Here is a 22198-nt window from a genome sequence, read left to right as displayed (position 1 = left end):
GATCGGGAACGGCTCCGCGAGCCGAGAACATGCAGCTTCCAGTCTACGCGGTCACGTGACATGAAAGGGATCTGCCGCAGCGCCGGGGAGGGGAGTGGCGATTCACAGCATGACGCGCCAGACTATGGGACATGAGCGATCCGAACACGCACGCATCCGGACCGAACGGGTCTCAGGCACGACAGGGCGTCGCCGAGTCGACCGGGCAGTCCGGCCCCGGTACGCAGGCCCCGGGCGCTCAGGCTCCCGATGCGCAGGCGCCTGCCGGTCCGACCGCTCCGACTGCTCCTCAGGCGGCGCCCCGTTCGAGCGCCCGCGCTCCGAAGCAGGGAGGGCTCTCGACCTTCCTGAAGGTGAGCATCGTGCTGCTCGCGGGTCTCACGGTGGCCTCGATCTCGCTGCTGTTCATCGGCGACTTCGAGGGCAAGTTCGAGCGGGTGTTCTCGACCTTCGCGCTCTTCGCGGTCTTCGTGCTGTTCACGGCGCTCGACACGCGCCGTGAACAGAAGTCGGAGTGGTACGCCCCGGTCGCGCTCATCGCGAACTCCTACATCCTCGCGCTGCTGCTCATCGTGATCTGGATGACTCCGTACGAGAGCTTCGGCCTCATGTTCGAGATCTTCTGGAAGTCGATCTTCGTGATCCTCACGACGCGCCTCGTGATCCTCTGCTGCCAGCTGCTGCTCCGCGCTGGCGACCGTCTGCCCGTCGCGGTGACGCGCTTCGCCTTCGCGACGAGCGTGCTCGCGGTGCTCTCGGGCATTCTCTTCACCGCCCCGGTGGGCATCGACGCCTTCGACCTGAACATCCCCGACCTCTACTGGCGCATCGCGACCGCGCTCCTGATCCTGACCGCCCTGGGGCTGTCGATCACGCTCCTGCTGCGCTGGTCGTACGGTGCCGAGCACCGCGAGGCGCGTCGTGCTGCGGAGCGCGCCCACCTGGCGCACGGTGCCGTCGCCGACAACCGCGCGTTCCCGGCGCAGCAGGCCGTTCCCGCCCAGCCCGAGCCGCTCGGCCAGCCCGCTCCGCAGGCGGTCGCCCCCGACGGACAGCCCCTCCTGCCGTGGCCGACGTTCACTGACGGCACCCCGCTGCCGGCCGGCCCCGACGGGCAGCCCGATTTCTCGGTGGTGCAGCAGCGCCCCGGCAACTGATCGATCGGCTCCGTGAGGGATCCTCGGCTCTGCGTCGGGGATCCCTCACTCGCGTCGGGGCCCTCGTGCGGGTCGGGGCCCTCGTGCGGGTCGGGGCCCTCATGCGGGTCGGGATCCCTCACTTCCGTCAGGGATCCCTGACCCACATCAGCGGGTGCGAAACACCGCGGTAACCGGTGGTTTAGCCGTGCGAACTTGAACATCAGATGAATGTAAGCCTAGGCTTGGTCGCGGAGATTCCCGCGCTCCATCGCAGGAGACGCGGGGAAGATCGCCCTGCTCGTGCGCCTCGCGCATCGGCCCCTGTTCTGCCCGCCAGACCCGAGGAAGAGACATCATGACTGCTCGATTCAGCCGCGGTGCCGCCGTCGCTTTGACCCTGGGCGCCGCGCTCGCGCTCTCCGCCTGCGCATCCGGTTCCGCGGCGCCCGAGGAGACGGCGCAGGCCGACTCCGGAACGGTGACCGTCACCGACAACCACGGCGAGGTCGAGGTGCCGGTCAACCCGAAGACGGTCGTCGCGCTCGACAACACGGCGTTCGACACGCTCGACGAGTGGGATGTCGAGCTCGCCGCGGTGCCCAAGGACGTCATGGGCTCGGTGTGGCCCGACTACACCGAGAACGAGGACGTCGCCAACGTCGGCAACCACCGCGAGCCGAACCTCGAGGTCATCGTCGCCGAGCAGCCCGATCTGATCATCGGCGGATACCGGTTCGCCGACTACTACGACCAGATCAAGGAGCAGAACCCGCAGGCGGCGGTCATCGAGATCGCGCCCCGGGAGGGCGAGGACGAGTTCGGCGAACTCAAGCGCCAGACCGAGATCCTCGGCCAGATCTTCGAGCACGAGGAGGAGGCCGCAGCGCTGAACGACGAACTCGACGCGGCGATCGCCGGGGCGAAGGACGCCTACAACGGCACCGACACCGTGATGGCCGTCAACACCTCCGCCGGCCAGATCGGCTACATCGCCCCCGAGGTGGGGCGCAGCCTCGGCCCGGTGTTCCCGGCGCTCGGCTGGAAGGCGGCGCTCGAGGTCGAGGGAGCGACAAACGATCATCAGGGCGACGACATCAGCGTCGAGGCCATCGCAGCCTCGAACCCCGACTGGATCGTCGCGCTCGACCGCGACGCGGCGTTCGTGCCCGAGGAGCGCGAGCCCGGCTCGGCCCCGGCCGATGAACTCCTCAAGAACTCCGAGGCGCTGCGGAACGTCACCGCGGTGCAGCAGGATCAGATCGTGATCCTCGACTCCGACTTCTACCTGACCGAGGGCATCCAGGCCTACACCGAGCTGTTCGAGCAGCTTCAGGAGGCATTCTCCGCAGCATGAGCCGCACGGCCATGACCCCCGAGGGGCACGAGAGCGGGGCGCGCGTTCGCGAGGACGGGCGCCCCGCTGCGCGCGTCCGCGACGCGGGATCCGAGGCTGCGGCTTCGCCGGGCAAGCCTTCGGGAGAGGGATCCGGGGCGACCGTGATCGGCGGCACTCGCCCTGTCGCGCCCGAGATCGCGCCCCCGCGGGCGCGGCCATGGCTGCTGGCCGCCGCGATCGCGGCGGTGCTCGGGCTGCTCGCGGCTTCGCTCGTGATCGGTGTCTACGACCTCTCGGGCGACGAGTTCGGCTCCGAGATGTTCTGGATCACGCGCGTGCCCCGCACGATCGCGCTCGTGCTCGCCGGCGCCGCGATGGCGACCAGCGGTCTCGTGATGCAGATGCTCACCCAGAACCGCTTCGTCGACGCGACCACATCCGGCACGACAGAGTGGGCGGCGCTCGGTCTGCTGCTCACGGCGCTGCTGCTACCGGGGGTGGGGCTCTTCGGCAAGATGGTCATCGCGAGCTGCTTCGCCTTCGTCGGCGCGATGCTGTTCATGCTGATCCTGCGCCGCATCGTGATCCGTACCACGCTCGTGGTGCCCCTCATCGGCATCATGCTGGGCGCGATCGTGAGCTCGCTCACCACCTTCCTCGCAGCACAGTTCAACCTGCTGCAGATGCTCGGCACCTGGTTCATGGGCAGCTTCACTCCCGTGGTGCGCGGGCGCTACGAGGTGCTGTGGGTGGTGGCGGTCGTCACGATCCTCGTATTCCTCATGGCGGATCGCATCACGGTCGCCGGCCTCGGCAAAGACGTGGCGACGAGCGTGGGCGTGCGCTATGAGGCGATCCTGATCGGAGGCACCGCGCTCGTCGCTATCGCGGCCGGTGTGACGACAGTGGTGGTGGGCTTCCTGCCGCTGCTCGGGCTCGTGGTGCCGAACATCGTCTCGATGATCCGCGGCGATAATGTGCGCAGCAACCTGCCGTGGGTGTGCCTCGGCGGCGTCGCCCTCGTGACCGTCTGCGACATCGTGGGGCGCCTCGTGATCATGCCTTTCGAGATCCCCGTCTCGATGGTGCTCGGCATCGTCGGCGCGGCCGTGTTCATCACGCTGCTGCTGAGGCAGCGGGGGAGGTGAGCGTGGAGCACACCAGCATCGTCAGGCTCGCGAGCACGGGTGAGCCGCCGCTCGTGGCGCCGCCGCGTGCCGCGCGATGGCGCGACGCGCTTCCGATCGTCGCCGTGTTCGCCGTGGCGGCCGCCCTCGCCGTCGCCATCCTCGTCTACGGCAATCCGGCGCCTCCCGGCAGCCCCGGCTTCTGGGTCATCGTGCAGTCGCGGTTGACCTCGCTCGGCACGATCTCCTTCGTCGCCGTCGCACAGGCGCTCGCCACCGTGCTCTTCCACACGGCCACGTCGAACCGCATCCTCACCCCGTCGATCCTGGGGTTCGACGCGCTCTACGTGCTCACCCAGACTGCGCTCGTGTTCGTCTTCGGCACCGCAGCGGCGAACATGGAAGGCATCCCGAAGATCATCGCCCAGAGCGTGCTGATGGTGCTGTTCGCGACACTGCTCTACGGCTGGCTGTTCTCGGGTACGCGGGCGAACCTGCACCTTCTGCTGCTTGTCGGGGTGGTGCTCGGGATCGGCTTCGGGTCCGTGTCGACGTTCATGCAGCGCACGCTCACGCCGAGCGAGTTCGACGTGCTGAGCGCGCGGCTCTTCGGCAGCATCAGCCGGGGCAACCCCGACTATCTGCCGATCGCCGCGGGGGTCGTCTGCGCGATCCTCGTCTTCGTGTGGCTGCGCCGCCGCACTTACGACGTCGTGGCGCTCGGCCGCGACGTCGCGATCGGGCTGGGCGTGAACTACCGGCGCGAGGTCGTCACGGTGCTCGTGCTGGTCGCGGTGCTCGTCTCGGTCTCGGCCACGATGGTCGGGCCCATGACCTTCTACGGCTTCCTGGTGGCGACGCTCGCCTACCAGTTCGCCCGGGGAGACTCGCACGCCGAGACCATCCCGCTCGCCATCGGCATCGGCCTCGTCACTCTGCTGGGGGCGACCTTCGTGCTGAAGCACGTGTTCATGGCTGCGGGCCTCGTCACGGTGATCATCGAGTTCGCGGGCGGGCTGTTGTTCCTCATCGTCCTGCTGAGAAAGGGGATGCGTTGACCGACGCACACACCGAGGTCGCGGCTGGAACCGCGGCGATGACCGAGGCGGGTGCGGGCGAGGGATCCGCGCCCGGAATCGTCCTGCGCGGCGTCGAGAAGGCCTACGCCGGGAGGCACGTGCTCGGGCCGATCGATCTCACGCTCGAGCGGGGCGGCGTGACCGCGCTCATCGGGCCGAACGGCGCCGGCAAGTCGACGATGCTCACGATCATCGGGCGTCTGCTCGAGGCCGACAGCGGGCGTGTGGAGGTGGGCGGCCTCGACGTGCGCACGGCGAAGTCGAAGGATCTCGCCCGGGTGGTGTCGATCCTCAAGCAGGAGAACCACTTCATGGCGCGCCTCACGGTGCGTCAGCTCGTCACCTTCGGGCGCTTCCCGCACTCGGCGGGCCGGCTCACCGAGACCGATCAGCGGGCGATCCACGCCGCGATCGCCTTCCTCGACCTCGCCGGCCTCGAGGAGCGCTTCATCGACGAGCTCTCGGGCGGGCAGCGGCAGCGCGCCTTCGTCGCGATGGTGCTCGCGCAGGACACCGACTTCGTGCTGCTCGACGAACCTCTGACCGGACTCGACATGCGGCACGCGGTGAGCATGATGGGGCAGGTGCGCGCTGCCGCCGATGCCCTCGGCAAGACGGTCGTGCTCGTGATCCACGACGTGAACTTCGCCGCGGCCTACGCGGACCGCATCGTCGCGCTCGCCGAGGGCCGGGTCGTCGCCTCGGGAACACCGGACGAGATCATCACCTCCGAGGTGCTCGAGCGGGTGTTCGAGACCCCCGTCGACGTGGTCGAGCGCGACGGCAGGCGGGTGGCGATCTACTACCGCCCGTAGGGCGCGCCCGCTCGCCCGATCCCTCGTCTCGTGATGCCGTTCCGCCGCTACACGCGCGCCGCGAGAGCCGAGATCGCGCTCTCGAAGAAGCGCAGACCGTCGACGCCGGAGCGCATGGCGTCGGGCATGTCGGGGCCGAAGCCGGGCTCGACCGCGTGCTCGGGGTGCGGCATGAGGCCGACCACGTTGCCGCGCGCGTTCGTGAGCCCGGCGATGTCGTCGAGCGAGCCGTTGGGATTCACGCCGCGGTAGCGGAAGGCGACGAGCCCTTCGCCCTCGAGCCGCTTCAGGTCTTCGTCGCTCGCGATGAATCCGCCGTCGCCGTTCTTCAGCGGGATGACGATCTCCTCGCCCTGCTCGAACGCGTTCGTCCACGCGGTGCCTGCGTTCTCGACGACGAGGCGCTGATCGCGGCGGATGAACTGCTGGTGCGCGTTGCGGATCAGGCCGCCGGGCAGCAGGTGCGACTCGACCAGCACCTGGAAGCCGTTGCAGATGCCGAGCACGGGCATGCCCTTGTTCGCCGCGTCGACGACCTCGGCCATGATGGGGGAGACCGAAGCGATCGCGCCGGGGCGCAGGTAGTCGCCGTAGCTGAAGCCGCCGGGCAGCACGATCGCGTCGACGCCCTGCAGGTCGTGATCCGCGTGCCACAGCGCAACGGGCTCGGCGCCCGCGAGCCGGATGGCGCGCTGCGCGTCGCGGTCGTCGAGGGATCCCGGGAAGGTGACGACGCCGATGCGAGTGGTCATCACCGGGCCTCGCCGTCGACGCTGATCGCCACGACGTCCTCGATCACCGAGTTCGAGAGGATCTCGTCGGCGACCTGGCGCACCTCTGCGAGCACCTCTTCGGTGACCTCGCCCTCGACGGTGAACTCGAAGCGCTTACCGATACGCACGTTCTCGAACTTGCCGTGGCCGAGACGGGCGAGCGCCCCCGTGGTCGCCTTGCCCTGCGGATCGAGCAGTTCGGCCTTCGGCATGACGTCAACAACAATCGTGGGCACTAGAGAGCCTCCAACTCGAAAACACAGAAGTCGAGCACCAGTCTACCGGGTGCGAAGGCGTCGCCCGGCTGGTCGAGAACCGGGCAGCCCCGAAAAGAGGACCTGCGGAGGAAAACTCGCTCAAGCGGCGGCGGCGGTGAGGCGGTCGTAGAGCTCGGCGTAGCGCTCGTAGGTGCGGGCGACGATCTCGTCGGGCAGCACGGGCGGCTCGCCCTGCTTATCCCAGTTGGCCGAGAGCCAATCGCGCACGATCTGCTTGTCGAACGAGGCGAGCCGCTGCGCGCGCGGCAGAGACTCGTCGCCGTAGGCCGCCGCATCCCAGTAGCGGGAGGAATCGCTCGTGAGCACCTCGTCCGCGAGCACGAGCTCGCCCGTTCGCGGATCGGTGCCGAACTCGAACTTCGTGTCGGCGAGGATCACCCCGCGCTCGGCCGCGAGATCCCTCGCCCGAGTGAAGATGCGCAGCGAGGCGTCGCGCAGAGCCTCCGCGGTCTCAGACCCGACGAGTTCGACCGAGCGCTCGAAGGTGATGTTCTCGTCGTGCTCACCGAGCGGCGCCTTGTAGGCGGGCGTGTAGATCGGGGTGTCGAGCAGGTCGCCGTCCTCGAGACCGGCGGGCAGTTCGATGCCGCAGACGGCGCCCGTGCGCTGATACTCCAGGAATCCCGACCCGGTGAGGGCACCCCGCACCACGCACTCGACCGGATGCATCTCGAGCCTGCGGGTGAGCATCGCGCGATCCGCGACCTCGGCGGGCACCTCGGGGGCGTCGGCCGCGCCGTCGGCCAGGTGGTTCGGCAGATCGATGCGCTCGAACCACCACCGCGAGAGCGCGGTGAGCACCGCGCCCTTGCCCGGGATCTCGGGGTCGAGCACGTGGTCGAACGCGCTGACCCGGTTGCTGGCCACGACGAGGAGGTAGCCCTCGGAGCCGTTCTCGGGAACGTAGAGGTCGCGCACCTTGCCCGAGTAGACGTGGCGCCAGGCGGGGAGCTGCGGGGGAGTGGAGTGCGTGGTCACGCCCACCATTCTTCCACGCGCTCCGTTTCCCGACATGCCAGGAGCGGAATGGGTATGGAACGGCGGTTTGCGGATACAGTCATTGCAGAGGAAGCAGACCCCCGGGGCTGGTCGTCCGAGGGCGAAGGAGAGCGCTTATGATTCCGCTGGGGCCGGTCGTTGCCAGGGCGCGGGTGCGCGCGCCGAGGGAGACGGTCTGGCAGTACCTGGTCGATCCTGGGAAGCGGTCTGCCTGGTGGCCGGAGGTGCGGCTCGGGTCGGGGCTCGGCGGCGAGGTCGTCGAGCGCTGGAGCGAGGGCGAGGGCGATGACGCGGTGAGCCGCGACGCCTCGGGCGACATCGACGTCTGGGTCGAGGGTCACGCGGTCGGCTTCCGCTGGAGCGAAGCCGGCGATGAGGGATCCACCGCCGTGCTCGTCACGCTGCGCTCTCAGGGCGTCGACACCGGTGTCACGGTCACCGAGACGGGCTTCGACTCGCTGCCCTTCCCGGCGGAGCGCGCCGCCGCCTCGCTCGACGGGTGGCAGACGCTGCTCGCGGATCTGGTGGCCGCGGTCGACGCGACCCTCGGCGCCGACGGCCTCGAAGCCCTCGTGCTCCCCGGGCCGGTCATCGGGGAGGCGGTCTCCGAGGCCGATGAGGCCGCGTCGGATGGCGAAGGCGACGACACTGCCGCAGACGATGCCGGAGACGGCGATGAGGGATCCGGCGATGCCGCGACTCCGGCCGCCGATGACGGAGACGAGCCCGCCGCCGCCCTCCGCTCCGAGACTCCGCCCGCGGAGGACGACGAGGACGCAGTGGCGGAAGAGGACTCGGCGGTTGATACCGACGTCGATACCGAGGCCGAGGTCGGCGACACGGTCGAGATCTCGGCCTCGGTGATCGAAGCGGCGCGCGAGGACGAGGTGCCGGCGGCGCCGTCCGCGGAGCAGAGCTCCGATGCCGCTGACGACGCCCCCGAGGAGACCGCCGCGGGCGAACCCGGGGAAGACGACTCCCACGAAGAAGAGGAGGAGTCCGAGAACGGCGAGCCCCGAGACGCAGAAGATGACGACGAGGACGACTCGCCTACGGGCGATCCCGACTTCGACGCCCTCATCCGCGGAGACTGACGCCAAGACGCACCGTCTCCCGGTGCGCCCTGGCGACTGCGCCTACGCGACCTTCGCGGCGATGTCCGTGCGGTGCTGCGATCCCTCGAGGCCGATGAGATCGACCGCTTCGTAGGCGCGCGAACGGGCCTCCCCGAAATCCGCGCCGCGCGCGACGACGCCGAGCACACGGCCGCCCGTCGCGACCCAGCCGCCGCCCTCCGTGCGAGCCGTCGCGGCGTGCACCAGGTGCACGCCCGGCACCCGCGCCGCCTCGTCGAGGCCGGTGATCTCGCGACCGGTCACGACCTCGCCCGGGTAGCCCTCGCTCGCGACGACCACGATCACGGCGGGCTCATCCGAGAACTCGGGCGCTGCCAGATCGGCGAGGGATCCCTGCGCCGCCGCCAGCAGGTACCGGCTCAGCGGGGACTCGAGCCGCGCCAGCACGACCTGGGTCTCGGGATCGCCGAAGCGCGCGTTGAACTCGATGACGCGAACGCCCTTCGACGTGACGATGAGACCGCAGTAGAGCAGTCCGACGAACGGGGTGCCCTCGGCCTCCAGCTGCCGCACGGTCGGCAGCGCGACGGTGCGGGTGAGCTCGTCGACGAAGGCATCGACGCCGCCCGGCAGCCACGGCAGCGGGGTGTAGGCGCCCATGCCGCCCGTGTTCGGGCCCTCGTCGCCGTCGAGCGCGCGCTTGAAATCCTGCGCCGGCGTGAGCGGCACCACGTCGTGGCCGTCGGCGAAGAAGAAGAGCGACACCTCCTGGCCGTCGAGGAACTCCTCGATGAGCACGTCGCCGTGCGGGGCCCACGTCGCGACGTGCTCCAGCGCGGCCGCGCGGTCCTCCGTGACGAGCACCCCCTTGCCCGCCGCGAGGCCGTCGGCCTTCACCACGTAGGGCGCCCCGAACTCGTCGAGCACGGCGCCGGCCTCCTCGACGGCCGCGACGCGCACGGCGCGACCGGTCGGCACCTCCGCGGCGTCCATGATGCGCTTCGCGAATGCCTTCGACCCCTCGAGCTGGGCCGCGGCGCCGTCCGGGCCGAAGACCGGCACACCGGCCGCGCGCAGCGGATCGGCGACCCCGGCGACGAGCGGCGCCTCGGGGCCGACGACCACCAGGTCGAAGCCGCCGCGATCCCTCACGAACGCCGCGACGGCTACGGGATCGGTGTAGGCGAGCGCGGGAGTCTCCACCCCGCTCGCCGCGATGCCGGCATTGCCGGGCGCGCAGACGATCTCATGGTCGGCGCCCTCGGAGAGGAGCGCGAGGACGATAGCGTGTTCGCGGGCGCCCGGGCCCAGGACGAGAATCTTCACCGTTCCAGGATAGTGGGGGCGGGGCGCATAGGGTGGAGGCATGGCGAAGCGGAGGATACCGGTCGAGGACGGGCGGACGGCGGTCACCGCCGTGCTCGGCGGCAGCACGGCGCGGCCCGAACTCGCCACGGCCGTGCGCTACCTGCTCGAGGAGCTGGCCGAGCGGGCGCCGGGCAACACGGTCGAGGTGCGGGTGCCGCCGTTCGGCGCCACGCAGTGCGTCGAAGGCCCGCGACATACCCGCGGCACCCCGCCGAATGTGATCGAGACCGACGCGGCGACCTGGGTCGCCCTCGCGACCGGATCCCTCGCCTGGGAGACCGCGCTCGACGCTGCCCGGGTGACGGCCTCGGGTTCGCGAGCGAACCTCGACGGGCTGCTGCCGCTCACGCTTCGGGCGTCGGATCCTCCGACGAGCCCGGCCCCGGATCCGTCGCCTCGATGAGCTCCGCGAGCCTCTCCGAGAACGCCGCATCGTCGTCGAGCATCGCGAGGCTCGGAGTGAGCGCCTCCGTGAGCCGCTCCTCCAGGCCCTCGTGGAAATCGCCGACGGCGACGCTCACCTCGTACTGGGCGAGGATATCGGGCTCTTCGGGGTCGGGGTTCTCGACGATGGCGCGGAGATCGTCCCGCGACTTCTCGGTCTCCTCGATCATGGCATCATAGCCGCTCCTCACCTCGGCCATCATCGGCCCCTTCTGAAGCGCCTCGGCGAAGGAGATCGCCTCCGCCAGGCGTTCGAAGAATCGCTCGTAGTGCTCGTCCTCGTCGTCGCCGGGTGCGCGTTCGGCGGCCTCGGTGATGGCGCTGAAGGCGTTCAACGCGCGGGTGCCGCCCGCCCGGTAGTCGCGCACGGTGTCCTCGGCGATGCCGCGGTTGATCTCCTCGAGCAGGGCCGCGCGGGCCGCTTCATAGGCGGTGTCGGGGGTGTGCTCCAGCTCGCGGATGCGCCACAGCATCCACAGCCGGTTCACCGTCTGCTCGACACCCTGGCCCGGGTCGCCCCACGGCAGGTACCCCTGCAGCAGCAGGGCGCGGTAGGGGTCGCCCGCGAACGCCGTCGGCTCGCGGTCCGACCGCAGATCCTCCGCGAGGGCGGCGACGGTCTCCGCGTGCGCGGGGCGGAGTTCTGCCGCGTGCTCGATCGCCACGCGAAAGGCCGAGCCGTACTGCTCCGCACCCCAGAACTCGCCGTACTCGGTCGACAGCTGCTTCCACGTCTCGACCTCGGCGAGCGCTCGCTTCTCGAACGCGCGATCCTCCTCGTACCAGTCGACGATGAACGCGCCGACCGAGCGGCCGATCGCACTGTCGGGGATCACGGGGTAGTCGGCGCCCTTCCGAGTGCTCTGCATCGACTTGACCGCGGTGTCGAGCAGCTTCATGCGGTCCCGTGCGAAGGCGATCTCGGCGTCCCGCTGCAGCTTGATCCCTTCCGGGGAGATGATCCCCGCGTCGAGAGCGTCCGAGAACGCATTCACCCGCGTCAGGGCCGGGCCCCCGTAGGTGTCGTAGTAGAGGTCGGAGCCGATGAAGAAGGCGGCGGTGCCGGCCTTGCGGAGTTGCTTCACCGACTCCGGCTCGAGGCTCCGCAGCTCGCCGAGAACGCCGTCGACCTGCTCGGCGACGGCGACCGCCCTTCGGTACGCGGGGGTGCGTTCGGCCACGGAAGCGTCGAACTCCTCCAGCTGGGGCGCCTCGTCGAGCACCTCGCCGACGCCCAACTCCTCGGGGAGTTCCTCGACCTCGGGTTTCGCGTCGATCTGCGCCTGCGTCCAGGTGCTCGCGAGCGGCACGGCCGCGGTGAGCTCGGCCGACCAGCCCTGCAATTCGTCGGCGTAGGTCTGCGCGGCGCGTTCGGCGTCGGGGTCCGGCCCGGTGGGCGTGCACGCGGTCAGGGCGCTCATCGCGACGAGCACCGCCACCGCCCCTGCGAACCTCTTCATCCTCGACTCCTCCCGAACGTGGCTTCGAGCCTAGTCCCAAGTGCGGCCTGCGAGAATGGAGGCATGCATACGCCCGATTCCGCCGCGGAGCCCCCGCAGCCGGAGCCCGCCCCCGTCGTTCCCGGAGCCGGCTCCGTTCCCGCAGCCGATGCGACCCCCGAAGCCCCGCAGGCCCACGACGCGGCTCCCGAGCCCGTCGTCGAGGAGACCACCCGCGAGGTGACTCTGCAGCGCTCCGTGCGCTATGGGCGCGTGCTGACGGTCGGGGCCGTGCTCGGCGCCGCCGTCGCGACGCTGCTCAGCCTCGTATTCCCTATCGAGGAGGGCGCCGAGTACACGATGGGGCAGGTGGTCGGATTCATGGCGCTGATCGGCGGGGCCATCGGTCTCGGCGTCGGCGGCCTGCTCGCGCTCCTCCTCGGTCTCGCCGCCAGGCGCAGGCGAGGGTCCGGGGTGGCCATCCAGACCGACGTGCGATAATCGATCGACTTCAACGAACTGGAGAGAACTCAGCATGCTGCAAGGCCTCACCGGATGGCACCTCGTCATCATCCTCTTCATCATCCTCCTGCTGTTCGGCGCGCCCAAGCTCCCCGGTCTCGCGAGGAGCCTCGGGCAGTCGATGAAGATCCTGAAGAAGGAGGTTCGCAACGACGAGGCCTCGGACGACTCGGGCGAGGGATCGGCCGAGCCGGTCAAGTCCGAGACCGGTGCCGCGGCTCCCGCCGTCCCCGCTCAGACCTCGGCTGAGGACGAGGTCGCGAAGGCCCGCGCCGAGGCCGAGGCCGCGAAGCGCGAACTCGAGGAGCTCAAGGCTCAGCAGGCCGCGAAGGCCGCCGAGCGCGACGAATCCTGATCCCGCTCGTCTGCTCCGAACGCGAAGGGGCGCCGCACTGAACAGTGCGGCGCCCCTTCTGCTGTGCGGGCGGCGTCCGTCGTCCCGCGAGAGGAGCGACGGATCCCTCAGCTCTCCTGCGTGGCCTCGACCCACGCCAGGTACTCGGCATCGACGCTGCCCGCGATGTATTCTCCCGTGAAGCAGCTCTGCTCCAGCTCGGTGACGCGATCCTGACCGGCCATGATGGCGCGGTTCATGCCCTCGACGCTCAGGTAGATCAGGTGGTCGGCGCCGAGCGCCTCCGCGATCTCGGACGGCTCGCGGCCGTGCGCGATCAGCTCGGCCCGCGAGGGCATGTTGATGCCGTACACGTGCGGGGAGACGACCGGCGGAGCGGCCGATGCGAAGATCACCGACTTCGCGCCGGCCGAACGGGCCATCTCCACGATCTCGCGCGACGTGGTGCCGCGCACGATGGAGTCGTCCACGATCAGCACGTTCTTGCCCTTGAACTCGGTGCTCATCGCGTTGAGCTTCTGGCGCACGCTCTTCTTGCGCACGGCCTGGCCCGGCATGATGAAGGTGCGGCCCACGTAGCGGTTCTTGAAGAATCCCTCGCGGTACTCGATGCCGAGCTTCTGCGCGACCTGCATCGCGCTCGGGCGCGCGGAGTCGGGGATCGGCATGACGACGTCGATCTCGACGCCCTCGAGCTGTTCGGCGATCTCCTCGGCGAGCACGTCGCCGAGGCGCAGCCGCGCGTCGTACACCGAGATGCCGTCGAGCACGGAGTCGGGACGGGCGAGGTAGATGTACTCGAATGCGCAGGGAACGAGACGCGGGTTCTTCGCGCACTGCTGGGAGTACATCCAGCCGTCGGGGGAGATCAGGATCGCCTCGCCGGGTTCGACGTCGCGCACGATCTCGTAGCCGCCCGATTCGAGCACGAGCGACTCCGACGCGACGACCCACTCGTCCTGCCCGTTCGCGCCGCTGCGCTTACCGAGCACGAGCGGGCGGATCCCGTAGGGGTCCCTGAACGCGAGCAGCCCGTGTCCCGCGATGAGCGCGATGGCCGCGTAGGATCCCTCGACCCGTTCGTGCACTCGCGAGACCGCGTCGAACACCTGCTTCTTGTCGAGCGAGAGACCGGTGATGCCTGCCTGCAGCTCGTTGGCGAGCACGTTGAGCAGCAGCTCGGTGTCGGAGTGCGTGTTGAGGTGGCGACGGTCGACGTTGTAGAGATCGGCGGTCAGCTCGCGGGTGTTCGTGAGGTTGCCGTTGTGCACCAGGATGATGCCGTAGGGGGCGCCGACGTAGAAGGGCTGCGCCTCCTCCTCGGCCGCGGCGGAGCCCCGCGTCGCGTAGCGCACGTGACCGAGACCCACGTTGCCGAGCAGGCTGCGCATGTCGCGCGTGCGGTACGCCTCGCGCACCTGGCCCTTCGCCTTCACCATGTGGAAGAAGTCGCCGTCGAGGGTCGCGATGCCGGTCGAGTCCTGACCGCGGTGCTGCAGGAGGAGCAGGCTGTCGTAGATCTGCTGGTTGACGGGTTCGGATGAGACGATGCCGACGATGCCGCACATGCTGGTGTGAATGCTCCCTGGGATGCGATGGAGCGTCAGACAGACGCAGGCACTAGTGTCCCACACGACGCTGTGTGCGGGGGAGAGGAATGCGCCTCTTCCGGGAGCCGATGCAGCGGCCCGGCACGGTACGCTGGTGGGGTGAGCGAAAACGCGTCGATCTATGCCCAGTCCGGAGTCGATACCGCGGCGGGCGACCTCGCCGTCGAACTGATGAAGTCGGCCGTCGGCCGCACCCACGGGCCCGAGGTGCTGGGCGGTGTGGGCGGCTTCGCCGGCATGTTCGACGCCTCCGCGCTGCTCGGCTACAGGCGGCCCCTGCTCGCCTCCTCGACCGACGGCGTCGGCACCAAGGTCGCGATCGCGCAGGCGATCGACAAGCACGACACGATCGGCCAGGATCTCGTGGCGATGGTCGTCGACGACATCGTCGTGGTCGGCGCCAAGCCGCTCTTCATGACCGACTACATCGCCTGCGGCCGAGTGGTGCCCGAGCGCATCGCCGATATCGTGCGAGGGATCGCGGAGGCCTGCGAGGCCACGGGCACGGCTCTCGTCGGCGGCGAGACCGCCGAGCACCCCGGCCTGCTCGGTCCGGACGACTACGACGTCGCGGGGGCCGCGACGGGCGTGGTCGAGGCCGATCGCATGCTGCAGCCCGCGCTCGTGCGCGACGGCGACGTGGTGCTCGCGATGGCCGCCTCGGGGCTGCACTCGAACGGCTTCTCGCTCGTGCGTCACATCCTCGCCGAGCGCGGCATCGGCTACGGAGAGCACTCCGCCGAATTGGGGGCGAGCTACGGCGAGGCACTGCTCACGCCCACCGCGCTCTACACGGCGCCCCTGCTGCGCGTGCTCGAGGATCCCTCGCTCGACGGCGCCATCCACTCGCTCAGCCATGTCACCGGAGGCGGTATCGCCGCGAACCTGGCCCGCGTGCTCCCCGAGGGATCGTGGGTGGAAGTCGACCGCGCCTCGTGGTCGCCGCTGCCCGTGTTCAGGCATCTCGCCGATCTCGGCGGGCACTCGCTCGAGTCGCTCGAGGGCGCCTGGAACCTCGGAGTCGGCATGTTCGCCGTCGTCGCGGCCGACCGCGCCCCGCAGGTCGCTGCGGCGCTCACGGCCGAGGGCCTCGACACCTGGGTCGCGGGCACGGTCTCGACCTCGGCTCGCGACCTCGCGGGCTTCGAGCAGGGCGCCAAGGGCGTGAACGGCGGCGCGGTGCGCCTCGTGGGCGCTTACGCCGGCTGATCCCTCGCCGTCGGGAGCTGAATGTCGGCGGCCCCGAGTAGGGTTGAGCGCATGAGCGTTGTGATTGATCCCGCATTCGATCCCGTCCCCTCTCTCGGCCACTCCACGAGCGTCAGCATCTCGTCCGGCCCGGCGACCGACGCCGCGGCCGCCGCGGTGTTCGTCTCATCTGAGGGCGGGCTCCCCGAGGGGCTCGGCGATCTCGATCGCGCGGCGCTCGAGGCCGCGGGTTTCGCCGGAGGGAAGAACCAGACCCTCGTGCTGCCAGGCGCCCCGATGCGGGTGCTCGTGGGCACGGGGGCGAACGGCATCGAAGACGACGCGCAGCTGCGCGACGCCGTCGCCGCCTTCACCCGTGCCGCGAAGGAGTCGTCGCGCATCGCTGTCGACCTCACGGAACTGCTCGACTCCGGGGAATGGGACGCCGGTGTCGCGGTGCAGGCCGCGGTCGAGGGCGCCGTGCTGGCCCGCTACCGTTATGACGCGCTGAAGGGCGACCCGAAGACGGTGGCGCTCGAGGAGCTCATGCTGCAGCTCGGCGAGGAGCACGAGGAAGACGCGGCATTCGGCGTCGAGCGGGCGCTGATCCTCACCCGCACCGCGGGGATCGCCCGCGACCTCGCCAACACGCCGCCGCGTCACCTGAGCGCCGTGAAGCTCGCCGAGGTCGCCGAGCGTCTCGCCCCCGAGTTCGGGCTCGAGGTCGAGGTCTTCGACCGCGCAGCGCTCATGGAGCTCGGCTGCGGCGGCCTGCTCGGCGTCAACGCCGGCAGCGTGGAAGAGCCGCGCATGATCAAGCTCTCGTATCGCCCGGCCGACCCCGAGGGGCACCTCGCACTCATCGGCAAGGGCATCATGTACGACTCCGGCGGCATCAGCCTGAAGCCGTCCAACGCCATGCACGCCGCCATGAAGTTCGACATGATGGGCGCGGCCGCCGTGCTCTCCTCGATGACGGCGCTGCGCGACCTGGGCGCCACGACCGCCGTGACCGGCTGGCTCATGTGCACCGACAACATGCCCTCGGGCAGCGCGACCAAGCTCGGTGACGTGCTCACCATCCGCGGCGGCAAGACCGTCGAGGTGAAGAACACCGACGCGGAGGGGCGCCTCGTGATGGCCGACGGTCTCGTGCTCGCGACCGAGGAGACCTCGGTGGGCGGGCGCCGCCCCGACGCGATCGTCGACATCGCGACGCTCACGGGCGCGGCGATGATGGCGCTCGGCACGCGCACCGCCGTGATGCTCGCCAACGACGACGCGATCGCGGAGCAGCTGCAGGAGGCCGCCGACGCGACCGACGAGAACATCTGGCGCTTCCCGCTCGACCACCGCTACCGCGACCAGCTGAAGTCGAACGTGGCCGACCTGTCGAACATCGGCGGCCAGTACGCGGGGGCGATCCTCGCGGGCCTCTTCCTGAACGAGTTCGTCGACGGCACCCCCTGGGGGCACCTCGACATCGCGGGCACGATGCAGGCCGAGAGCGACGACCTGTGGCGCACCGTCGGGTCGACGGGATTCGGTGCGCGGCTGCTCGCCGAGTTCGCCGCGGCCTTCGAGGTTCCGGCGGCCGACGGAGCCGAGGCGTGAGCGAGGCGTCGGGGACGGCGCCCCGCCGCTCGCGTCGAGGCGGTCGCACCGCCCGGGCTCCGCAGCGCCTGCTGCAGGATCGCGACGCCTACATCGACTCGCTCTCCGCGTTCATCGGCGATTCGCCATCGTCGTTCCACGCAGCGGCCGCGCTCGCGGCTGCCCTGGACTCCGCGGGCTTCACCGCCCACGACGAGACGGAGGAGTGGGAGGCGATCGCCGACGGATCCCGCGGCTTCGTGCGCCGCGACGGCGCGCTGATCGCGTGGCGGGCCGGGAAGGCGCTGTCTCCCGACAGCCCCGTGCGCGTGCTCGGCAGCCATACCGACTCGCCCGGATTCGTGGTCAAGCCCAGGCCCGACTTCACGGCCCACGGCTGGCGGCAGGTCGGCGTCGAGATCTACGGCGGGCCGCTCCTCACCTCGTGGCTCGACCGCGACCTCGAGTTCGCCGGCCGCATCGTCACCGCGGACGGCTCCGAGAGGCTCGTGCGCACGGGAGCCGTCGCCAGGATCCCTCAGCTCGCCATCCATCTCGACCGCGAGGCGAACACCGGGCTCGCCCTCGACCGCCAGCGCAATGTGCAGCCCGTGATCGGCGTCGCCGTCGACAGGGGTCGTTCGCTGCGCGAGATGCTCGCCGAGGCCGCGGGCGTCGAAGCCGATGAGATCGCGGGCATCGACGTGCGCATGCACGACACCCAGCCGCCCGCCCGCATCGGCGCCGACGGCGAGCTGTACGCCTCGCCGAGACTCGACAACCTGAGTTCGGTCGGAGCGGGGCTCGCGGCGCTGCTCGCCACCGAACCGGCACCCGGCTCCATCGCGATGCTCGCGGCGTTCGACCACGAGGAGCTCGGATCGAACAGCCGCTCGGGCGCCTCGGGGCCGTTCCTCGAAGACGTGCTGCGCCGACTGCGCGCCGGCCTCGGCGCGTCGGTCGAAGACACCGCTCGCGCGCTCGCGGCCTCCTGGTGCGTCTCGGCCGACGCGGGGCACTCCGTGCACCCGAACTACGCCGAGAAGCACGACCCCCACGTGCGCCCGCTCGCGGGCGGCGGGCCGATGCTCAAGCTGAACGCGAACCAGCGCTACGCGAGCGACGCCCATGGCGCGGCGCTGTGGAGGCGCTGCTGCGACGCCGCGGACGTGCCGATGCAGGAATTCGTCTCGAACAACACGGTGCCGTGCGGCTCCACGATCGGACCGATCACCGCGACCCGCATCGGCATCCGCACGGTCGACGTCGGGGTTCCGCTGCTGTCGATGCACTCGGCGCGCGAACTCGCGCACGTCGACGACCTGCACGGTCTCGCGCGGGCGATCGGAGCCTTCTACGCCGCCGCTTGAACGCGAAGCACGGTCGGGCCTCGCGGCGATCCCTACCCTGAACGGCCCGATTTCGCTAGGATCGAGCTATGAGTGAGATGCAGCAGACGGCGGCCGCCAGCGTCGCGCTCTCAACCGAGCGGCTCATGCCCAGCGTGCAGAGCATCGGCGGGCGGGACATCGAGATCACCTTCCTCGGGCCGAACATGTACGGCCAGCCCACATGGGTGATGTGGAATGCGAGCGAGCCCTATCTCATCGGCCTGCTCTCGCAGGGCCGCCTCGGATACCACTTCGAGCAGCGCACGAGCTCCGGTGTATTCGTGCACGAGAATATCTCTCTGCAGCGCGTGCAGCGCGCACTCGGCGGCTGATAGCGCGCGAGTGGGCGCCGCTGCGGGGCGCCTGACGCACCCGCGCGCCCGACCGCTCCCTATCTGATACCCAAGAGGCTCGGATCCCGAAGGATCCGAGCCTCTTGCGCTTCGCCGGGAAGGCCGCGGCGGCGCGTCAGCGCCTTCCGCTCAGTGCCCGCACGCCGTCAGTGGCCGCACGAGCAGTCACCTCCGGAACAGCAGGATCCCTTCGCCCGGGAGCGGGGTGCGTCGAGCGACGGGTTGCGGTCGAAGAAGCCGAACGGCTTCAGCGTGAACGACACCTTGTCGACCGGCATCATGGGCCAGTCCTCCGGGCGCGTGATGTGATGCACGCCGAAGACGTACCAGAGCACCACATCGGTGTCGACGAGGTTCTCGTCGTCGGCGATCCAGGCGCTCATGCCGTTGCCCAGGTCGTTCTCCGACTGCGTCGGATAGTCGCCCGCGGGCCACATCTCCGTGTCGTGGTGCTTCGTGACCCACACGGTGTTGCCGATGACGGGGTTGCGGCGCAGGATCGGCGACGACTCGTCGAACATCGCGGGGAAGTGCCCCGTCGGAGCCAGCTTGTACGCCGTCGGGTTGCCCCAGGCGTTGAGCCGGTTCGGGTTCTGCACCTTCCATCCGCGCTGCGACTGCCAGTCGTAGATGCGGCCCGACTCGCTCTCCGACTCGATCACCTTCGCGCGCGTGTGCAGGTCGAGGCCGTAGGGGTTGCTCTCGCTGATCGGAGGCGCGAACGACTCCGTCTCGACGACGGTGTTGTCGTCGCCGTCGATGTCGAGATCGAGGCGGGCGACGAGGAAGTGCTGATGGTAGGGCGCGTAGGTGCGGCGATCGATGACGGTGCCGGTCGGGAAGGAGGTCTGCTCATCGTCCATCGGCGTGCTCACCATGATGCCGGTCGCCCGGATCTCGCACTCGATGTTGCCGTCGGGGTAGAAGCGCCAGTATACGAGGTACTCGTAGTTGGCGACGGTGGCGTGCACCGAGACCACGAAGCGGCGCATGCGGCGCACCTCGGTGCCGGCGTCGGGGTCGACGTGCTTCCACAGCACCGCGTCATCCTCCTCGTGGAGGCAGATCACGTTCTTCGTGACCTGGGGCTCGCCCTTCGTGTTCGGCAGGACGCCGTCGAGGTAGGTGATCTCGCCGAGGCAGTCGCAGCCGAGCTCGAGCGAGGTGCACATGTAGCCGAGGCCCCACTCGCCGATGTCGAAGGCCGTGCGGCGGTAGTGGTCGAAGCTCGAGTCGCGGTAGGGCACAATCATCTCGGCGAGCGACATGCGATACGCGATGTCGCGATACTCATCGCCGTCCTTGAACCTGACCTGGTAGAGCACGGGCCCCTCGCGGTAGTTGAAGCCGAGGCGGAACTCCCAGTCCTGCCAGCGCAGCCGCGATCCCTCGAGGTCGAATGAGACGCCGTCGGGCTGCACGATGTCGAGCTTCTTCAGGTCGGTGCGCTCCGGCTCGCCGCGCAGTTCGGGAGTGTATTCGGCGTCGACCTCGGGGAAGCCGCGATCGTGCGACTCGTCGATCTTCAGCACCTCCATGGTGTTGACATCGACGATGATCTTCAGGCCGCTGACGGGGTGCGCGTAGGGGTTGCCGCCCTTCTGCGCGCGCTTCCAGATGTCGACCCAGCCGAGGCGGCGGTCGCGCCACTCGGGCGGCATCACCTCGTGTCCGTAGGTCCAGAGGTCGAAGAGCACGAGCTCGGGGTCGACGCCGCGGGCCTCGAGAGCCGCGCGCACCGCGGGGTCGTCGCGCAGTGCGACATCGCAGTCGTGGTATTCGTCGACGGTGAAGTTGGGGGTGACGCCGGGCACGTGCGTCCAGCTCTCGAGCGAGCCTTCGGTGAGGTTCACGACGGCCTCGTGCACCTCGTTGCTCTGCTTGTTCCAAAGGACGGCGAGGGATCGGCGCACGATCGGGTCGCCGTCGCTCCAGGCCTTCACCTCGGCCTTCGGGGGCTCTCGGAGGATGATCGACGCGTAGCGCCAGCCTGCGTCGATCCCCTTCTCGCGTGCGAGCAGTGCCGAGGTCGCGGAGATCTCATCGGCGGTCAGTGAATCGAGGGGGTGCGATCCCATGGTGACTCCTTCTCGGCAGAGACACCCTTGTCGCCGCCTGCCCCTACTGTAGTCGGTGCCGTGCGGGGCCGCGATTCCGCCGCGATCGTCCTTATCAAGGGCCGAGAACCCGCCCCAGTGTCCGGGCGTAGTCCTCTTTGACGATGTCGAAGTGGGCCCACGATTCGATGGCGCCGACCTCCGGTATCGTGCGCAGTTCATCGATGACCGTGAGCAGCGTCGACGACGACGCTCCGACGAGCGTGGCGACGAAGTCGTAGTTGCCGTGCGAGCGCGCGGCGAAGTCGATGGCGGGGGAGACGGCGAGGTATCGGCCGATCGGTTCCGTGCCGCCCCTCGCCGTGATGCCGATACCGATCGCGAGGCGGTTGCGCGAGATGCCGCCCGACTTGATCGCGGAGATGCGGATCACTCCGGCGTCGATCAGGCGGTGGACCCGTGCCCGCGCGGAGGATGCCGACAGGTGCACCGCCTCGGCGAGGGCGCGGTAGGAGGTACGGCCGTCGCGCTGCAGGATCGCTATGAGGGCGTAGTCGATGGAGTCGAGCGAGATCTGCCGCCGTTCCGGGGACACGAAGAATCCCTTGAGGATCTCCGAGTAGGTCGTGACGCGCACGCGCTGCACGCCGGGAAGGCCGCGCACCCAGTCGAGGCTCTCGTGCAGTTCCTCGACGCTGCCGTGACGGGATTCGAAGACGAGCGGGAACGCGCCGCTGACCATCGAGACGAAGACGGCATCCGGCAGCTCGGCCAGCCGTTCGGCGACGGGGCCCACCGGGCCGTCGACCAGCACCATCGAATGCGTGAGCACGTGATGCCCCGCGAAGCCCGGATCGAGCGCGGCGACGACGCGCAGTCCCTCGTGCTCGGTGAGGAGGCGCAGTCGATGGGAGACGAGCTCGCGGGTCGCCCCGAACGAGGCGGCGAGATCGCGGATGCTCGCTCGCCCGTCCTGCTGGAGCGCGCGGATGATCTGGCCGTCGAGAGTATCGAGATCGATGTCCCGGTTCTGCCCGCGCCGTTTCTCCTCCTGCATGGCTCCCCTCCACCGGCCCCGCTCGACGCGCAGACGGCCGGGTTACAAAAATACGCGCATCTGCGATGCCCGCCCATCAGAAGTTCGGCGATCCGCTGAAAAATCCGTCCGAAATCGGAGAGATAGCGGAGATGGCTCACAGAACGCCGGCCTATGGAGGTGGTTTGTCGACGATCCTCGGCCTGGGAAAGGTATTGCC

The 22198-nt window shown here is 69.7% G+C and carries 21 protein-coding genes; 13 read left to right on the top strand and 8 right to left on the bottom strand.

What is annotated here, in order from left to right:
• The first annotated feature begins 131 nt into the window (after positions 1-131).
• The 5 genes from J4H91_RS08220 to J4H91_RS08200 all read left to right on the top strand — a co-directional run bounded on the left by J4H91_RS08220 (position 132) and on the right by J4H91_RS08200 (position 5496).
• Positions 132-1157, top strand: coding sequence for a hypothetical protein (locus tag J4H91_RS08220; RefSeq protein WP_208045778.1), 1026 nt, complete (start codon positions 132-134; stop codon positions 1155-1157).
• Positions 1158-1494: 337 nt separating this feature from the next.
• Complete coding sequence (locus J4H91_RS08215) at positions 1495-2493, top strand: siderophore ABC transporter substrate-binding protein (protein WP_208045777.1); 999 nt, start codon at positions 1495-1497, stop codon at positions 2491-2493.
• Positions 2490-3623: an ABC transporter permease gene (locus J4H91_RS08210; protein ID WP_243752793.1), complete on the top strand. Its 1134-nt coding sequence runs from the start codon at positions 2490-2492 to the stop codon at positions 3621-3623. The genes J4H91_RS08215 and J4H91_RS08210 overlap by 4 nt, the downstream gene beginning before the upstream one ends.
• 2 nt (positions 3624-3625) lie before the next feature.
• Positions 3626-4660 carry an iron chelate uptake ABC transporter family permease subunit gene (locus J4H91_RS08205; RefSeq protein ID WP_208045776.1) on the top strand — a complete coding sequence of 345 codons (1035 nt, stop codon included), beginning with the start codon at positions 3626-3628 and terminating at the stop codon, positions 4658-4660.
• 38 nt (positions 4661-4698) lie between these two features.
• Positions 4699-5496 (top strand): iron ABC transporter ATP-binding protein, encoded by a 798-nt coding sequence (locus tag J4H91_RS08200; RefSeq protein ID WP_208045793.1) that lies wholly within the window; start codon positions 4699-4701, stop codon positions 5494-5496.
• Positions 5497-5543: 47 nt separating this feature from the next.
• Here J4H91_RS08200 and purQ read toward each other — a convergent pair whose 3' ends face one another.
• The 3 genes from purQ to J4H91_RS08185 form a co-directional block, all read right to left on the bottom strand.
• Entirely contained in the window at positions 5544-6248 is a 705-nt protein-coding gene (gene purQ / locus J4H91_RS08195; protein ID WP_208045775.1) for a phosphoribosylformylglycinamidine synthase subunit PurQ, read from the bottom strand.
• Positions 6248-6505, bottom strand: coding sequence for a phosphoribosylformylglycinamidine synthase subunit PurS (gene purS, locus J4H91_RS08190; protein ID WP_208045774.1), 258 nt, complete (start codon positions 6503-6505; stop codon positions 6248-6250). The genes purQ and purS overlap by 1 nt, the downstream gene beginning before the upstream one ends.
• A gap of 120 nt (positions 6506-6625) precedes the next feature.
• Positions 6626-7534 carry a phosphoribosylaminoimidazolesuccinocarboxamide synthase gene (locus tag J4H91_RS08185; protein WP_208045773.1) on the bottom strand — a complete coding sequence of 303 codons (909 nt, stop codon included), beginning with the start codon at positions 7532-7534 and terminating at the stop codon, positions 6626-6628.
• Positions 7535-7662: 128 nt separating this feature from the next.
• Between J4H91_RS08185 and J4H91_RS08180 the strand changes: the two genes are divergently transcribed.
• Positions 7663-8640 (top strand): SRPBCC family protein, encoded by a 978-nt coding sequence (locus J4H91_RS08180; protein ID WP_208045772.1) that lies wholly within the window; start codon positions 7663-7665, stop codon positions 8638-8640.
• Between the two features lie 42 nt (positions 8641-8682).
• Here J4H91_RS08180 and purD read toward each other — a convergent pair whose 3' ends face one another.
• Positions 8683-9948 (bottom strand): phosphoribosylamine--glycine ligase, encoded by a 1266-nt coding sequence (gene purD, locus J4H91_RS08175; RefSeq protein WP_208045771.1) that lies wholly within the window; start codon positions 9946-9948, stop codon positions 8683-8685.
• Positions 9949-9988: 40 nt separating this feature from the next.
• Between purD and J4H91_RS08170 the strand changes: the two genes are divergently transcribed.
• Positions 9989-10393: a sterol carrier family protein gene (locus tag J4H91_RS08170; RefSeq protein WP_208045770.1), complete on the top strand. Its 405-nt coding sequence runs from the start codon at positions 9989-9991 to the stop codon at positions 10391-10393.
• On the opposite strand, the gene J4H91_RS08165 is transcribed toward J4H91_RS08170, so the two are convergent.
• Complete coding sequence (locus J4H91_RS08165) at positions 10335-11894, bottom strand: hypothetical protein (RefSeq protein WP_208045769.1); 1560 nt, start codon at positions 11892-11894, stop codon at positions 10335-10337. The genes J4H91_RS08170 and J4H91_RS08165 overlap by 59 nt on opposite strands.
• A 63-nt stretch (positions 11895-11957) precedes the next feature.
• Between J4H91_RS08165 and J4H91_RS08160 the strand changes: the two genes are divergently transcribed.
• Complete coding sequence (locus tag J4H91_RS08160) at positions 11958-12374, top strand: hypothetical protein (RefSeq protein ID WP_208045768.1); 417 nt, start codon at positions 11958-11960, stop codon at positions 12372-12374.
• Between the two features lie 34 nt (positions 12375-12408).
• A complete protein-coding gene (tatA, locus tag J4H91_RS15970; protein WP_208045767.1) occupies positions 12409-12750 on the top strand; it encodes a twin-arginine translocase TatA/TatE family subunit in 342 nt (113 codons plus the stop codon).
• A gap of 107 nt (positions 12751-12857) precedes the next feature.
• Here tatA and purF read toward each other — a convergent pair whose 3' ends face one another.
• A complete protein-coding gene (purF, locus tag J4H91_RS08150; RefSeq protein WP_208045766.1) occupies positions 12858-14318 on the bottom strand; it encodes an amidophosphoribosyltransferase in 1461 nt (486 codons plus the stop codon).
• 141 nt (positions 14319-14459) lie between these two features.
• On the opposite strand from purF, the gene purM reads away from it, so the two are divergent.
• The 4 genes from purM (at position 14460) to J4H91_RS08130 (ending at position 18864) form a co-directional block, all read left to right on the top strand.
• On the top strand, positions 14460-15569 hold the full coding sequence (purM, locus tag J4H91_RS08145) for a phosphoribosylformylglycinamidine cyclo-ligase (protein ID WP_208045765.1): 1110 nt from the start codon (positions 14460-14462) through the stop codon (positions 15567-15569).
• Positions 15570-15620: 51 nt separating this feature from the next.
• Complete coding sequence (locus J4H91_RS08140; protein ID WP_208045764.1) at positions 15621-17162, top strand: leucyl aminopeptidase family protein; 1542 nt, start codon at positions 15621-15623, stop codon at positions 17160-17162.
• 68 nt (positions 17163-17230) lie between these two features.
• Positions 17231-18511: a M18 family aminopeptidase gene (locus J4H91_RS08135; RefSeq protein ID WP_208045792.1), complete on the top strand. Its 1281-nt coding sequence runs from the start codon at positions 17231-17233 to the stop codon at positions 18509-18511.
• 68 nt (positions 18512-18579) lie between these two features.
• A complete protein-coding gene (locus tag J4H91_RS08130; RefSeq protein WP_208045763.1) occupies positions 18580-18864 on the top strand; it encodes a hypothetical protein in 285 nt (94 codons plus the stop codon).
• Positions 18865-19031: 167 nt separating this feature from the next.
• Here J4H91_RS08130 and J4H91_RS08125 read toward each other — a convergent pair whose 3' ends face one another.
• Entirely contained in the window at positions 19032-20963 is a 1932-nt protein-coding gene (locus J4H91_RS08125; RefSeq protein ID WP_208045762.1) for a primary-amine oxidase, read from the bottom strand.
• A 94-nt stretch (positions 20964-21057) separates the two neighbouring features.
• On the bottom strand, positions 21058-21999 hold the full coding sequence (locus tag J4H91_RS08120) for an Lrp/AsnC family transcriptional regulator (RefSeq protein WP_208045761.1): 942 nt from the start codon (positions 21997-21999) through the stop codon (positions 21058-21060).
• Between the last annotated feature and the right edge of the window lie 199 nt (positions 22000-22198).

This window comes from Leucobacter ruminantium, assembly GCF_017565705.1.
In the GTDB taxonomy this organism is placed as follows: domain Bacteria; phylum Actinomycetota; class Actinomycetes; order Actinomycetales; family Microbacteriaceae; genus Leucobacter; species Leucobacter ruminantium.
Note: the sequence above shows the minus strand (reverse complement) of the source record. Positions and strands in the feature narration are given on the sequence as shown.

What these genes read in the sequence shown, in the direction of transcription:
- J4H91_RS08170 (WP_208045770.1), top strand. Translation starts at nt 9,989, where the DNA reads ATGGCGAAGCGGAGGATACCGGTCGAGGACGGGCGGACGGCGGTCACC.
- J4H91_RS08210 (WP_243752793.1), top strand. Translation starts at nt 2,490, where the DNA reads ATGAGCCGCACGGCCATGACCCCCGAGGGGCACGAGAGCGGGGCGCGC.
- J4H91_RS08140 (WP_208045764.1), top strand. Translation starts at nt 15,621, where the DNA reads ATGAGCGTTGTGATTGATCCCGCATTCGATCCCGTCCCCTCTCTCGGC.
- J4H91_RS08220 (WP_208045778.1), top strand. Translation starts at nt 132, where the DNA reads ATGAGCGATCCGAACACGCACGCATCCGGACCGAACGGGTCTCAGGCA.
- purF (WP_208045766.1), bottom strand. Translation starts at nt 14,318, where the DNA reads ATGTGCGGCATCGTCGGCATCGTCTCATCCGAACCCGTCAACCAGCAG.
- J4H91_RS08165 (WP_208045769.1), bottom strand. Translation starts at nt 11,894, where the DNA reads ATGAAGAGGTTCGCAGGGGCGGTGGCGGTGCTCGTCGCGATGAGCGCC.
- J4H91_RS08215 (WP_208045777.1), top strand. Translation starts at nt 1,495, where the DNA reads ATGACTGCTCGATTCAGCCGCGGTGCCGCCGTCGCTTTGACCCTGGGC.
- J4H91_RS08185 (WP_208045773.1), bottom strand. Translation starts at nt 7,534, where the DNA reads ATGGTGGGCGTGACCACGCACTCCACTCCCCCGCAGCTCCCCGCCTGG.
- J4H91_RS08160 (WP_208045768.1), top strand. Translation starts at nt 11,958, where the DNA reads ATGCATACGCCCGATTCCGCCGCGGAGCCCCCGCAGCCGGAGCCCGCC.
- purQ (WP_208045775.1), bottom strand. Translation starts at nt 6,248, where the DNA reads ATGACCACTCGCATCGGCGTCGTCACCTTCCCGGGATCCCTCGACGAC.
- J4H91_RS08125 (WP_208045762.1), bottom strand. Translation starts at nt 20,963, where the DNA reads ATGGGATCGCACCCCCTCGATTCACTGACCGCCGATGAGATCTCCGCG.
- J4H91_RS08180 (WP_208045772.1), top strand. Translation starts at nt 7,663, where the DNA reads ATGATTCCGCTGGGGCCGGTCGTTGCCAGGGCGCGGGTGCGCGCGCCG.
- J4H91_RS08200 (WP_208045793.1), top strand. Translation starts at nt 4,699, where the DNA reads ATGACCGAGGCGGGTGCGGGCGAGGGATCCGCGCCCGGAATCGTCCTG.
- tatA (WP_208045767.1), top strand. Translation starts at nt 12,409, where the DNA reads ATGCTGCAAGGCCTCACCGGATGGCACCTCGTCATCATCCTCTTCATC.
- J4H91_RS08120 (WP_208045761.1), bottom strand. Translation starts at nt 21,999, where the DNA reads ATGCAGGAGGAGAAACGGCGCGGGCAGAACCGGGACATCGATCTCGAT.
- J4H91_RS08130 (WP_208045763.1), top strand. Translation starts at nt 18,580, where the DNA reads ATGAGTGAGATGCAGCAGACGGCGGCCGCCAGCGTCGCGCTCTCAACC.